Raw genomic sequence first — 13,359 nt, 5'->3', positions numbered from 1 at the left:
ATATACAAATAAAAACTCCCGCTAATAAAAAACTCCCGCTACCATGTGATAGCGGGAGTTTTCTGTATATTTTTAGCGCTGTTTTTAGTGAATTCATATGGGCAAACATTGACAGGAAATGTAATATATTTGGATATATTGATTTTAAGATTTATATTTGTATATGATTGCTAATTGATAGTAGTGGAATTACATCATTATTATCATCGAATTTTGTGAATAACATACAGATTTAAATATTAGTGCTATATGAAAAATTTTTTATTCTTATTATTCGTAGTTTTTACTATGGATGCATGGTCTCAGATAAAATCTGAGACTGATGGTAATGTATGGGGTGATTGGGAGGTATATCAGACATGTTCAAGTCGTGATATTGTCGGTAATACGTATATCTGGGAAACTTTATTTATGTGTCAGTATCCTTCGGAAGTGGAACTGATGAAACGAACTGATGAAAATGGAAATATAGAATTTAAATTAGTTAATCTTTTTGGTACTGAAGATTTTATAATGTCATATGATTCTCAAAAAGATAAGGTGTATTGGAATAAAACGGAAACAAAATACGTTGTGCCTTCTCATATTGTATCTCCTAGTTTCAAGCCTTTGGAGTATGTGACTGTAAATGCTGGTCAGGGGGAATTTCATCCAAAACGAGGATTGAAAATGAATTTATTTTTCATGTGTATGGAGACCCAGACAGGACAGTATTATGGATATAATACATCTCATAAATTTATTTCACCCACTGTGGTTTCGCCCTCATATAGTATCTATTTTCATGAATCACATCCTAATTCGGAATATGGAATTATACGGGCTAATAGCGAAAATTATTTAACTCATTTTAAATATGTTGTAGTGAGTGATGCAAATAGGGATACATCCGATATCAATAATTATCTTGATTACCTTAAAGGATATAGTGAGAAAATTCCTGATTCAGAATGGGTAGTTGCTGTAGGTGAAATGGACGCTAATACAGAGGTATACGTTCCATTTGAAAAGACAGGTTATCATATCGTGTATGTAGTAGGATATGACAATGATGGTGATTGGCTTACTCAAACATTAAAAGGTACTTTTGCTACATTAATAGATGGCGAGAATTGGGTTAAACTTGGTAAGGGAAGAATGGTAGAGCCTGAGATTGCAAATGCTCCATATACAAATGGATTTGAACCTATATTAGATGCTCAAACTCTTAAATGGCTTGGAAAAGAATATGAGGTGGATGTAGAGATGCACAGATATAAGACTGGTTTATTTAGGGTTGTAAATCCATTAGGTGAAAATACTCCATTTGAGGATTTCTCTATGATTATACCAGATAATCTTTACCAAACACGTCCATATTTACATAAAAGAGAATTTATTTTTGATCGAACATCAGGAAAGCAGTATTATATAATAATACATGCAGAAGAGCCGAACGATGTTTGGTGTGAATATTCTTTATTAGGAGCTAATTTTATTCAGAATGATAGTGGCGTATTAGAAGATGTTACAACTTCCATCTATTATAGTCTGTATAATATTAGCCCATGCTGTCTGGAGTTAGTTGATAATGTAATAAAAACAAAAGATGAGTATAAATCGGCATATCAATTAAATGGCGCTAAATTTTATTTCGAATTACAACTTCCTGAGAATTCTAAATTAGAAGATATCGATAATGTTATTGACAATTTACAGCCAAAGTACTATGATATAAATGGACATGAAGTTGAAACACCACGAAAGGGTTTTTATATTGTGAAGAAAGGAAATAAAGTTTTTAAGAAAATTATTCATTAATAAACTAACATTAAACTCGTTTATGTCGGTTTCTGACAAGATTTATTTGGTATAAGAATACTTGTTGAATCAGTTAATGAGTAGACTATATATGGCACTCAAGACATTGGTCATTTGAAAATTTCATAAACCAATACCTTGAGTGCCATATCTAAACTGCTTCTATCCGAGGATACAGTTTATATCTTTGGATTTTTTACTGATAATAAACTGTTTTTCTGATTGATTATGTCGAACTCACGCTGAGATAGTCAATCGCTTGGCGGAGGGCTTGGTCAAGATAAAAGCCGGACTTAAGCTTTGCGTTTATTTTTCTGACATTGTCCGTAAGATGTCTGTATTCTTTGTCGTCAATCTTTTTTAGTTTTTCGTCGAGCGTGGCCAATGAGTTGACGGTAAGGCCTATGTGTTCCTTTTCGATAAACTCTGCACGTCCGGCTTTGGACCATACAATAACCGGTGCATTACATCGTAGGTAGAGTGATACTTTGTGTGGATTGTTATATGACATGTATTCGCCGATACGCCCGACTCCGTCATCAAGCGACTCTCCATACCATGAGAGTCCGAAATCTCCCATGTGGGATTTTATTATCTGACGGTCAGAGACTATGCCCATATAATGCAGATTTTTGTATTTCGATATTTCTTCCGTATCAGGATGATGCCCATAGATATAGATGTCTCGGTCGGGCATTATTTCCGCAAGTTTTCTCAGATAAGGATGGGTCTTGAAAGAGACATTCCCTACATAAAACAGTGAATAGTTGCCGGCTACAGGTTCGTGAGGTTCGCCGGATTCGCCGTGAAGATAGTCCATGATTTCATAATCAATCATTTTGACTTTGCATCCATGCTCCGACAGCCATTGGCGCATCATGTGGTTGTGTGTCAGAAGTACATCTGTGGCATTTAACCGTTTTATTTCCTCGTCGGGTGTGAGCGATTTGTTTCTGAAAGATGAAAGGTCGTGTATAAGACAGATGATTTTTGCCCCGTGTCGGTGTGCCTTCTCGCAGATTTTGTCGAAATACATTTTCATTGGATATTGCAGGACTATTACGTCATTTTGATGAATTGACATCATAGCCTTTTGTAGTCCGATTAAATTGCGAATGCCATGAATGATGTTATTGTGATAGAAGGTTCTTTTTAATCCTATGTTCTGATAGCCTAAATTTTCTAATGTGATGTCTATATCACTTTTGGCGATTCCACCACCATTGTTGAGATGCTTGTAGTTCCGTGAGATAAATTTCCGGTTTAACATAAACAGTCTCTGTTTTATTGAAGAAACATGATATTCGACAAAAGTACGATAAAAAATAGAAAATAACCCATTTTTTGACGATGAAAAAGTTGGGGCTTTAAATCTTTTTAGATTTGTTTGTATTTTGGCCGTTTTTTTATCAGAGTGAGATATTTATAAAAATAGTCCCGTGAAGGCCTTAGGCTATCACAGGACGTCTTTTATGTTTGATAAGGTTCGATAAGAGACTCAAAGCTGCATGCTTAGCGGTAGGCAGCGGTTGAGATATTCGCGCGCTGCCGTCCACGGAATGTAGATGTCGCTGCGTCCGGGAATCAGGGGCACAGGGACTTCGTTAAGGTTGACCCTTACATAATATTTCCCGCTCTCGGCACGGAAGACAATCATCTGAAGATTTGATGCCATCGGCACTACATAGAAATCGCGCCAGTGGAGGCCCACTGTGTCGAAATAGTTAGTCATGTAGTAGCAGCCGGGAATGTGCATGAGCGCCAGAAGCGGCATCATTGTCTCGGCATGTCCGAAACGGAGCATTACGCTGTATTGGTTCTTCCCTTCGATATAGTCGTCGACAGTTGATATCAGTTCGGCAAGAAGTCTGCTCGCAAGTTCAGGGGCGGCGTTTGAGAGGGTAGAGGCAGAGTGTGTGAGATAGTGATGGAGATTCTCGACACTCCAAAGCGCATTGATTTCTGCTTTGGTGAAATATTTCTGGAGGTCAAGTTCGATTGACATTGCCGAGCATCCGGCAAGAACCTTGTAGATAGCCATGCTTACGTCCTTGGCTTCGTCGCCGTCAAACGGATAGCTTTTCCCCAGCGCGCGTTCGGCCAATGATGTCGGGACTTGCTTGTTGAAGTAATCGTCATAGACTTTGTGCCATCCTTCGCCTGCCATATATTCCTTGTAGGCTTCATCGTTTTGCCAGGGACGGACGAGCGGTGAGTTCTGACGCCCTGACGACATGTAGATTTCAACTTTGTTGTTGAGGCGTGTGAGCTGGTGGGTAAACTCGTCCATTGACATCACACAGCGTGGAACGTATGACGAGATAGCATTGATTTTTGTGTTGTCAAACAGTGGACGGAATGCCATGAATGCGCGCGAGGCAATGGCGCGCTGTTCGGCCATGCCGAGCGAGTCGAGTGCTCCCCACCGTCCGGCTGTGCGCTCCACCACAAGGTTGCAGACATTGATAAGTTCGCGTCCCATCGGAGTGATGGTCCGAAGACTATCGGCCTTGTGGAGTGAACGGAGAAGCGAGGTGGTATATTTCGACGACGAGAGGAAGCGCGCACCGTGACGGCCTACGTGGTTCAGGTAGACAGGCTTAAGCGAGTCGGGGTAGGCGAGGCCATCGACTGTACGGTCGGGATAGGGAATGGCCGAGCCTTGACATTCAATGAACGTATAGTCGGTTGCGGTCGGGTCGAGTGCGTTGGCCGATAGGGCAGCACCGATGACGAAGGCAAGTAAAAAGTGTCGTTTCTTCATTGTGGATGACAATTCTTTTTAGTAGCTTTGCGGGAACGTAACACCGTAAATAAAATAACACTGAAAAAATGGGTGTAGTTGAAACATATAAGCAATTGATTTCTGAAAACCGATTGCGTGAGGCTATCGAGGAGCTTGACCGACTCATAGAGGCGACGCCTGATGACGATGCGCTGCTCTTTGCCCGTGGAAAAGCTAAATGGCGTGTCGGTGACCATGCCGGCGCTACCGGTGACTATGCCAAAGCTTCGCTGATCAATCCGGATGGTCCGGCGGTAAAGGCGCTTGAAAACGCACGTGACATCGCTGATTTCTTTAATCCGGATCTGTACAATCCATAGTGTAGGGCATAACAGCCGTTTCGTGAAAATGAATCCGGCTATATCTGCTATATCAGTGCGCACACTTGATAAAAAGCATGCACACTGATATAACGATTGTCTTTACGGTTTCGTTTATGGCAAGTCGTTTTGTCTCGCTATTCTTTTTCCGACAGTTCAAGCCAGCGAAGCTCTTTTTCATCAAGAATATCCTTGAGTTCGCTGTATCGGCGCGCCTTATCGGCGATGTCGGCTATTTCCGCTCCTGAATTAAAGAGTGATTCGAGAGTGGATTTTTCTTCTGTCAGTTCTTCGATTTCTTTTGTCAGCGCCTCCAGCTCTTTGCGTTCTTTGAATGTGAGTTTCTGCGGGCGCGATGTTTCACGACGCTGTGAGGATGGCTGCGATGCCGGCTGTGATGCCTTGGCCGTTTCCTGCGATGCCTTCTGCAATTCCTTGAGATAATTGCGGTAGTCAGTATAGTTTCCGGGGAAATCTTTGATTACGCCGTTTCCTTCCATGACAAAGAGGTGGTCTACTATCGAATCAAGGAAGAAACGGTCGTGGGAAATGACGATGACACACCCTTTGAACTCTCTGAGATATTCCTCAAGGATGCCGAGGGTCATGATGTCGAGGTCGTTTGTCGGCTCGTCGAGAATCAGGAAGTTTGGCTGTGTTATGAGGACGGCGGCAAGATGAAGCCTGCGCATCTCTCCTCCGCTTAGAGTGGAGATATACTTCTGCTGGTCGGCAGGCGAAAACAGGAAGCGTGTGAGGAACTGCATCGGCGAATAGTGTGTAGTCCCGTTTATGACCACGTCCTCTGTGATGTCGGTTATGGCATCGATTACCTTTTTGCCGGGAGGAAGCTGAAGTCCGTCCTGCGAATAATATCCGAAACGGACTGTCTCGCCCACATTCCACTCTCCGCTGTCGGGGGCTATGAGGCCTTGAAGCATTTTGACGAATGTCGATTTCCCGACACCGTTCCCTCCGATGATGCCAAGCTTCTCGTAGCGGGCGAAGGTGTATGTGAAGTCATCGAGAATCACTTTGTCGCCGAAACGTTTCGAGATGTTTTCAGCCTCGAAAATCTTAGATCCGATATAGGATGATTTTATTTCTGTCGGGTCGATTTGTTTCTCGTCATAATTTGCCCGGGAGCGTTCCTTGAGATCATAGAACGCGTTTATTCGGTAGCGCGCTTTTCCGGCACGGGCCTGCGGTTGCCGACGCATCCATTCCTGTTCCTTGCGGAGCGTGTTTTTGACCTTGGCAAGCTCACCTGTAAGGGCCTCTATGCGCTCCGCACGCCGACGGAGATAGAGGTCGAAGTTGCCCTCGTAGGTGAAAATCTGCTTCATGTCGATTTCAATAATCTTGTTGCAGACGCGGTCAAGGAAATAACGGTCATGCGTGACCATCAGGAGTGTGACACGCATGCGTGTGAGGTAGTTCTCCAGCCATTCGACCGACTGGAGGTCGAGATGGTTGGTAGGTTCGTCGAGAATCAGCAGGTCGGGATTTCCGAGCAAAACCTGCGCGAGCGCGACGCGCTTTATCTGTCCGCCGGAAAGGTGGTCGACCGTCTGGTCCGGATTTTCGATGCCAAGCTGAGAGAGCATCTGGCGTATGCGGTCTTCATGACCCCATTCCTCATGCTCCTCAGGTTTTACAGTGGCAACCAGATTGTCCATTATCGACAACCCTTTTTCAAACTCCGGCATCTGTGCAAGGAATCCGACGCGAAGGCCATTGCGGAAAATCACGTTACCGCTGTCGGGGGCTTCAGAGCCGGAAAGAATACGTAGAAGTGTTGATTTTCCTGTGCCGTTCTTGGCTATCAACCCTATTTTGTCACCCTCGTTCACTCCGAAAGTTACCGAGTCAAAGAGCATGCGGTCGCCGTAGCTCTTGGTGAGATTTTCAACTTGAAGATATGGTTTCATTGGTCAAGGCGGTAAAATCGGGAACTTATACGTCCAGACAGGCATCAAGTGATTCAGTGATTGCTTTACGGTCAAGATTCTGTCCGATGAATACGATTTTAATCATACGGTCACCATAGTCCGGATCCCAGTCGCGAAGTATCGAGGGGTCTTGTTCGGCCATTTCGCGAAGTTCGTCCTCGGGCGCTGTCGCAAACCACATTCCGGCTTCTTTCAGCTGTTTCTGACGGCCGGCGCTCTCGAAGAGATATGACATGTCGGGGTTGTTGCCGAAATAGCATATTCCTTTCGAACGGATGATGCTTTTTGGCCAGTTGTTGGCTGCAAGATAGTCGAATTTGTTGAGGTCGAAACCGGGACGGCGGAAATAGACAAAGGTGCTTATGCCATATTCCTCCGCTTCGCCTTCGCCATGATGGTGGTGGTGATGATGGCATCCGCAAGTGCATTCATGCCCATGCTCGTGATGGTCGTCATGGTGGTGGCCGCATTCACATTCGTCATCATGGTTGTGATGGTGCTCGTGTTCATGTTCATGCTCATCTTCGTGTTCGTGGTGATGATGCTCATGATGTTCATGATGCTCGTGGTGGTGGCGTTCTTCCTCCTCGATTTGTTCAATCGGTTTTTCGATTTCCTTGACCCATGCGGCGGAAGTGGCTACTTTGGTGAAATCGAAGAGGTGTGTATTGATTATACTTTCGATATCGACATCGGCATAGTCACACTCGATGATTCGTGCCCCGGGATTGATGGTCTTGATTATAGCACGGATTCTGCCACGCTCATCGGCTGTGACTTCCGAAATCTTGTTGAGTATGACGATGTTGCAGAACTCAATCTGCTGGATTACGAGGTTTGCGATATCTTCCTCGTCGTGCTTAGCGGCGGTGAGAGCTTCTCCGCAGGAGAATTCATCCTGCATGCGGAGAGCATCGACCACTGTCACGATGCAGTCGAGACGTGGAACTCCGTTTTTAAGAAATTCCTCACCCATGCGCGGAATCGAGCAGATGGTCTGAGCGATTGGAGCCGGTTCGCAGATTCCGCTCGCTTCAATGACGATATAGTCAAATTTGCCCATCGAGAGTATCTCGTCGATCTGTTTTACAAGATCCATCTTTAATGTGCAACAGATACATCCGTTCTGGAGGGCGACAAGTGAATCGTCCTTCGAGCCGACAATTCCGCCACGCTGTATAAGGTCGGCATCGATGTTGACTTCGCCGATGTCATTGACGATTACAGCAAATTTAATTCCACGTTCGTTGGTAAGAATGTGATTGACAAGTGTTGTCTTTCCGCTTCCAAGATAGCCGGTAAGCAGGAGTATGGGGGTTGAGGCTGACATATGCTTAAAGAAAAACCTTAGATATGATTAAACTGATTGTTGAATTGTGTGCTGTAGATTTCTGCGTGGCAGACTATACCGTGCTGGTTACCATTCGATTTTCACGGCTGTTCCGTCAATGTCGACAGGAATCGGCGGATTGAGCTTTGTCAGCTTTATCGAGCCGGAAGTGATGGCCGGATAGGCTGAAAGCAGAGCCGAACGGATGCGGCCGACCACGTGTTCGAGAAGCCTTGATGGAATTTCCATCTCTTTGCGGATGATTTCGATGGCTTCCGCATAGTTGAGCGTGTCGGCGACATTGTCTGTCATGACCGCGCGGTCAATCGGATAACACAGGTGGACGGTAAGTTCGAATGTATTGCCATTGATGCGTTCTTCCTCAAAGACGCCATGACGTGCGAATAGCCGAAGACCGTTGATTTCAATAATGCCTTTCATTATTTTGACCGGGTTTTAGAGGCTGTTTAAAATTTAGTGTCAATTTTTAGTGGAGTATCTTAACCCAAAAACTCCAAGAGGCTTAAAACAGCCTCTTAGTTAGTTCCACGAAAGATTGTCGGATTTCTTGAATAAGCCTTTGATGCGGTAATAGAAATTGTAGATCGGCTCATAGGTCATGAACCACGGGACGGTTATGAGCAACGAGCGTGAGCCGATTGCACGCGAGGTCTTGCGCCATGTGAACATCAGGGTTATGGCTGTGGCGAGGAGTATGACGCATGAGGCAATGAGCGGGATCAGCGACGGAAATCCGATGATTGAAATTGCGACTGTCGATCCAAGCAGTGCCCACCATGCGAGCGAACAAGACCCGAAGAAGCGCCGGGCTGACGTCTTAAGCGATTTTGCCGTGTAATTGTAGCGTAGCTTTGCGTTTTTGTGGGCGATTTGCGGGTATGGATCGTGGACTTCGACAATAGAAGCAGTGGAGAGTTCAATGGCCGTATTGTCGGAATTGGACACTTCATTGACAAACACATCGTCGTCGCCATATTTTAGATGCAATGCACGTGAAAATCCCTTGTTCTTGAAGAAAACCGACCGACGGTAGGCGAGATTATAACAGTTGCCCCTGTAGGGATGACCTGCGATGGCCCATGAAAGGTATTCGACCGCGGTCCTTACTTGGTCGAAGGCATGGAGGCGTTTCCATGGATTCGGAGCATCTTCGGGAATCAGGGGTGTAGCGTAGCCGATGACTATTTCTTTGCCTTGTGCAAAATGCCGGGCCATGCTTTTGAGCCATGTCTTTGACTCTATGGAGCAATTGCCGGATGTCAGGAAGACTGTTTCATAGCGGGCTGCCTTTATGCCGAGAGTGATTGCAAGTTTCTTGCGCGAAAGCGAGCGGGACTGCAACGGAGTGAACGTCATGTAGAGGTTGGGATAGGTCCGTTCGAGTCTCGCGATTACATCCTTTGTCGATGAGACTGCGCCATCATTGACGACGATGACTTCAAACTGACTCTGGTAGTCCTGCTCAAAAATTTGATGGATAAGTGTTTCCAGATTTTCAGCATCGTCTTCGGAATAGATGATGACCGATACAGAAGGGTAGGCTGAGTCGTCGGGCGGAAACGGAGTGGAATCATCGATAGCGACACGTTTGCTCACCGATGCGACATAGTGACGGAAACCGGTCAGCAGATATATTGTAGATATTATGATTATTGAGAAGAGTGTTATTATGGTCGGCGTTATTACAAATTCAAACATCGTGAGTGCATATAATGTAAATGTATGGACATTAAAAAGACTGTGAGGCCTTCAATGTTAAATTTCGCTGCAAAATTACAAAATCCCTGTAAAAAAGAGTTGCCTGACAGTAAATTTATGGCCAAATGAAACCGATTTGTAATCTTTGTCGGAAGTCAGTTGACTTTCCGGCCCATGTAATATGTATTCCAAGAGTCTTTGGCGTAGCCGTCTTTCATGACTTTGAAATTTCCTGATGTCGCTCCCGGAATTTTCATACCGTCGAAGTAGACGTTCCACGTATCTTTGGCATATCCGTCGGGAAGGACGCGGAAACTGCCGGGGGATGCGTCTTTGACAGCTTTCCCGTCGAAATATACGTTCCAAGAGTCTTTGGCATAGCCGTCCTTAAGTATTTTGAAACTACCGGATGATGCGTCGGCAATCTTATGTCCGCAGAAATATACATTCCACGAATCTTTAGCATAGCCGTCGCCTACGACATGGAATGAGCCGCTTGTCGCGTCATGTACTTTTTTCCCTCGATAATATACGTTCCAAGAGTCCTTTGCATAATAATCTTCCAGAATCTTGAAGCTTGAAGGCGAAGCGTCCTTGATGGCATGGCCATTGAAATATGCACCGTTGCTGTCGACGAAATATGTCGGGCGGCAATGCCTGCGATGATTCTTTGCCTTATCGGAATGGTGCATCCGTTCGTTGTGGCAGGATTCCATCCGGCTGTGGTTCTGTCCACGGGTCCGCGCATTTAAATCCGCACCGGCGATAAATGTCAGGGAAAGAATAAGAAGGAGATGAAGTTTGCGCATAATGGAGAAATTAAGAATTCGTTGCGTGAATATGATGAAGCCGGCTGAACGACTTCAATGGAGTTATACCTATATAGACGCTATGGATTCTTAAAAGTTTAGCACGGTGCGGAAATAAATGTTGGATTTTTCAATTGCCAGCCGTGGCAATTATCATTTTTGACAGGTCGAAATATCTGCGTGCCATCCCGGCAAGTATTTCGGGAGTCAGCTTGCGGGCAAGTGATTCCTGTTGTTCGAAATAGTCCTCCGGTGTGTCAGCGTAGATGTGGGTCTGAGTGTAGTCCATACGGCTGAACGGAGTGTCGAGTGTTGTGGCGAGGTTTGAAAGGATAAACTTTGACAGGCGTTTGATTTCATCATCGGTGTAAGAGGCCGTATTTTTCATGTTCTCGATTTCGTCGCAGATGAGACGTATGACCTCGTCTTTGGTAGAGCCGTCGGTCTGGGTGCTGACAGTGATGAAACTGCGGTCAGTGTAGCCGAAGAGCGATGCTGATATTCCATAGGTCAGACCTTTGTCCTCACGGATGTTGAGCATCAGACGGCTTCCGAAAAAGCCACCTAATGCGATTACAGCCGCACGCAACGGGACGAAGTCGATGTCAGTACGGCCGATTGCCGGAATCATCAGTTTGACAGCGCTTTGGCGGGCATGCTCGACAGGAATATCCACCCTCTGCGATTCGACGGCGTTGATGTCGGGAAATGAGACGCGGTTGAGCTGCGGGCCTGCATGGCGTGGGATGCGTGTGAAAATCATGTCGACTGTGCGAATCATCTCGTCGGTGATATTTCCGGCAAGGAAGATGTGCATGTTGGACGGGTCAAGACGTGAGAAATGGAAGTCGGAGAGTTCTTTCGGGGTGAAGGATTTTATTTCATCCGGGTTTTCGCTTCTGGCAAGGGGATTGTCCTTTCCGTAGGCGAGCGGCCTTATAGCGGCATCGGCAATGAACGTGACTTTTTTGTTCTCAATTTCCAACCGGGCGGCTTGTCGCTGGAGAAGGCGTGAGGTAGCTGCGTCGGGAAAGGCAGGACATATTATCATGTCGGCTATTATCGGCAGGACGTCGGCAAACTTGTCGTTGAGCGTCGACAATATAATAGAGGTGTAGTGGGTCGAGACTGAGGTGTTGACCCAAGCTCCGTTGTATTCAAACGTGTTGGCAATCTCTTCGCCGTTCATTCGCGCCGTACCCTCGACCAGCATCATGGCCGCGCAGCCGGCAAGCCCCGGTTTGGGAGATTCGGCCTCTCCGGCGGGAAGGGCTACCGTCAGACGGCTGACTTCGATTTCGCTGCCACTTTCAATGTGGACGTGGATGCCATTCGGTAATACGTGGGTGGATGCCGGAGAGAGGGTCAATGGGCCGAAATTATATACTTTAGGGGCTTCGTTACGGTTCATGATGGTAAGAATCTGTAATTTGGATGAGAATATCCTGATGTCAGGGCTTGAGGATCGAATCGATTTTTTGCTCGATTATTGAGTTGAGCACCGATTTGCGTGCTTGGTCAACACTTGGCTCTGGTTTGCCCTCGGTCTTTGAAGTGGTCACGGGTTTAACCTTTGGTGTCGGAGTGGCTGTCACGGGAGCGGCCTTTTGAGGCGCAGGTGTCCCTCCGGATTTCTGCGGTGTCCGGCTTTCGGCTTTTTGTGGCAGGGATGTGACAGGCGTGTAGGTGATTGAACCGTCGTTAACGACAGGAGTTGCCGTTGTGACGGATGAGTCCGATTCGACAGGAGTGGCCTTGATTATAGCGCCAACAGCAGTCCCGGAATCGTTTTTCTGTGTGGCCGCTGCTGTCCGGTCGGGAATGGGGGCTTTTGATTTCTTTGGCTCAGGAGTGTTTTCACCTGAATTCACGGCGACAGGGGGTGCTGCCACCTTTTCAGATTGCTTCGTGTATTTGCCTGATACCATTGCACGGTATTTGTCGACAGAGCCTGCGCCTGCATAGGTCCTGACATAATAATCGTCGGAGATGTTGCTGACTATGACACCTTTCGACGAGGACGAATGGACCATTTTACCGTCACCGACATAAATCCCGACATGTGAAACTTTTTTTCGTGAGCCGGATGTGGCAAAGAAAATGAGGTCGCCCGGCATGAGCTGATTTTTTTGTAGCGGAGAGCAATATCCGGCCTGCTCGGCGGAGTTGCGGGGAAGCTTGATATCAAGCGCGCTTTTGTAGACTTTAAGCACGAGTCCTGAACAGTCCACCCCACGCTTGTCTTCGCCACCATATTTATAAGGTGTGCCGAGCCAGCTCTTGGCTTCTGTCAGGAGCGCGTGGGATTGTGGCGGAAGTGATTTTGGAATCACGAAATTCTTAGAGTCGCCACTTCCGCCATGCCTGTAGGTGTGACTTCCTGTATTTTTAGAACTGCCACATGACACGAGTAGTGACGCAATGGCAGCTACAATCAGCAATATGGATGATTTCTTTGACATCATAGGGCAAAATTAAGGAAAAAAACTGACAAATCTGTTTTAACAAAACAACATATATGGCGACGTCGGGGTAAATATATCTTAAATAGGACGAAAATGGTCTTAATTTATTTTAAACCCAAGGCAGACGTATGTAACATTGCATGGTTTTTGCCGTCTAATAAACAAAAAGCATGAGACAC

General features: G+C 45.9%; 11 protein-coding genes. 2 read left to right on the top strand and 9 right to left on the bottom strand.

What is annotated here, in order from left to right:
* The first annotated feature begins 249 nt into the window (after positions 1 to 249).
* Positions 250 to 1,800 (top strand): hypothetical protein, encoded by a 1,551-nt coding sequence (locus QZ311_RS00960; RefSeq protein ID WP_297062916.1) that lies wholly within the window; start codon positions 250 to 252, stop codon positions 1,798 to 1,800.
* 226 nt (positions 1,801 to 2,026) lie between these two features.
* On the opposite strand, the gene QZ311_RS00955 is transcribed toward QZ311_RS00960, so the two are convergent.
* Together QZ311_RS00955 and QZ311_RS00950 are read right to left on the bottom strand one after the other, a co-directional pair.
* On the bottom strand, positions 2,027 to 2,887 hold the full coding sequence (locus QZ311_RS00955) for a galactofuranosyltransferase (protein ID WP_297062914.1): 861 nt from the start codon (positions 2,885 to 2,887) through the stop codon (positions 2,027 to 2,029).
* 411 nt (positions 2,888 to 3,298) lie between these two features.
* The gene (locus QZ311_RS00950) at positions 3,299 to 4,564 is read right to left on the bottom strand and encodes a histidine-type phosphatase (protein ID WP_297062912.1); all 1,266 of its coding nucleotides are present in this window, start codon (positions 4,562 to 4,564) and stop codon (positions 3,299 to 3,301) included.
* 68 nt (positions 4,565 to 4,632) lie between these two features.
* Here QZ311_RS00950 and QZ311_RS00945 point away from each other — a divergent pair, with 68 nt between their 5' ends.
* Positions 4,633 to 4,905, top strand: coding sequence for a hypothetical protein (locus QZ311_RS00945; protein ID WP_297062910.1), 273 nt, complete (start codon positions 4,633 to 4,635; stop codon positions 4,903 to 4,905).
* 137 nt (positions 4,906 to 5,042) lie between these two features.
* Here the strand turns inward: QZ311_RS00945 and QZ311_RS00940 are convergent, their stop codons facing one another.
* From QZ311_RS00940 to QZ311_RS00910, 7 genes are all read right to left on the bottom strand, one after another.
* Positions 5,043 to 6,836 carry an ABC-F family ATP-binding cassette domain-containing protein gene (locus QZ311_RS00940; protein WP_297062908.1) on the bottom strand — a complete coding sequence of 598 codons (1,794 nt, stop codon included), beginning with the start codon at positions 6,834 to 6,836 and terminating at the stop codon, positions 5,043 to 5,045.
* A 25-nt stretch (positions 6,837 to 6,861) separates the two neighbouring features.
* The gene (locus QZ311_RS00935) at positions 6,862 to 8,187 is read right to left on the bottom strand and encodes a GTP-binding protein (RefSeq protein ID WP_297062907.1); all 1,326 of its coding nucleotides are present in this window, start codon (positions 8,185 to 8,187) and stop codon (positions 6,862 to 6,864) included.
* Between the two features lie 87 nt (positions 8,188 to 8,274).
* Entirely contained in the window at positions 8,275 to 8,628 is a 354-nt protein-coding gene (folB, locus tag QZ311_RS00930; protein WP_297062906.1) for a dihydroneopterin aldolase, read from the bottom strand.
* Between the two features lie 99 nt (positions 8,629 to 8,727).
* Positions 8,728 to 9,906, bottom strand: a complete 1,179-nt coding sequence (locus QZ311_RS00925; protein ID WP_297062904.1) for a glycosyltransferase — start codon at positions 9,904 to 9,906, stop codon at positions 8,728 to 8,730.
* Between the two features lie 155 nt (positions 9,907 to 10,061).
* Positions 10,062 to 10,715: a DKNYY domain-containing protein gene (locus QZ311_RS00920; RefSeq protein ID WP_297062901.1), complete on the bottom strand. Its 654-nt coding sequence runs from the start codon at positions 10,713 to 10,715 to the stop codon at positions 10,062 to 10,064.
* 130 nt (positions 10,716 to 10,845) lie between these two features.
* Positions 10,846 to 12,126, bottom strand: a complete 1,281-nt coding sequence (locus QZ311_RS00915) for a pitrilysin family protein (protein WP_297062899.1) — start codon at positions 12,124 to 12,126, stop codon at positions 10,846 to 10,848.
* A 40-nt stretch (positions 12,127 to 12,166) separates the two neighbouring features.
* On the bottom strand, positions 12,167 to 13,180 hold the full coding sequence (locus tag QZ311_RS00910; RefSeq protein ID WP_297062896.1) for an NlpC/P60 family protein: 1,014 nt from the start codon (positions 13,178 to 13,180) through the stop codon (positions 12,167 to 12,169).
* Positions 13,181 to 13,359 lie beyond the last annotated feature (179 nt).

The organism is uncultured Duncaniella sp., from assembly GCF_910578445.1.
In the GTDB taxonomy this organism is placed as follows: Bacteria; Bacteroidota; Bacteroidia; order Bacteroidales; family Muribaculaceae; genus Duncaniella.
Note: the sequence above shows the minus strand (reverse complement) of the source record. Positions and strands in the feature narration are given on the sequence as shown.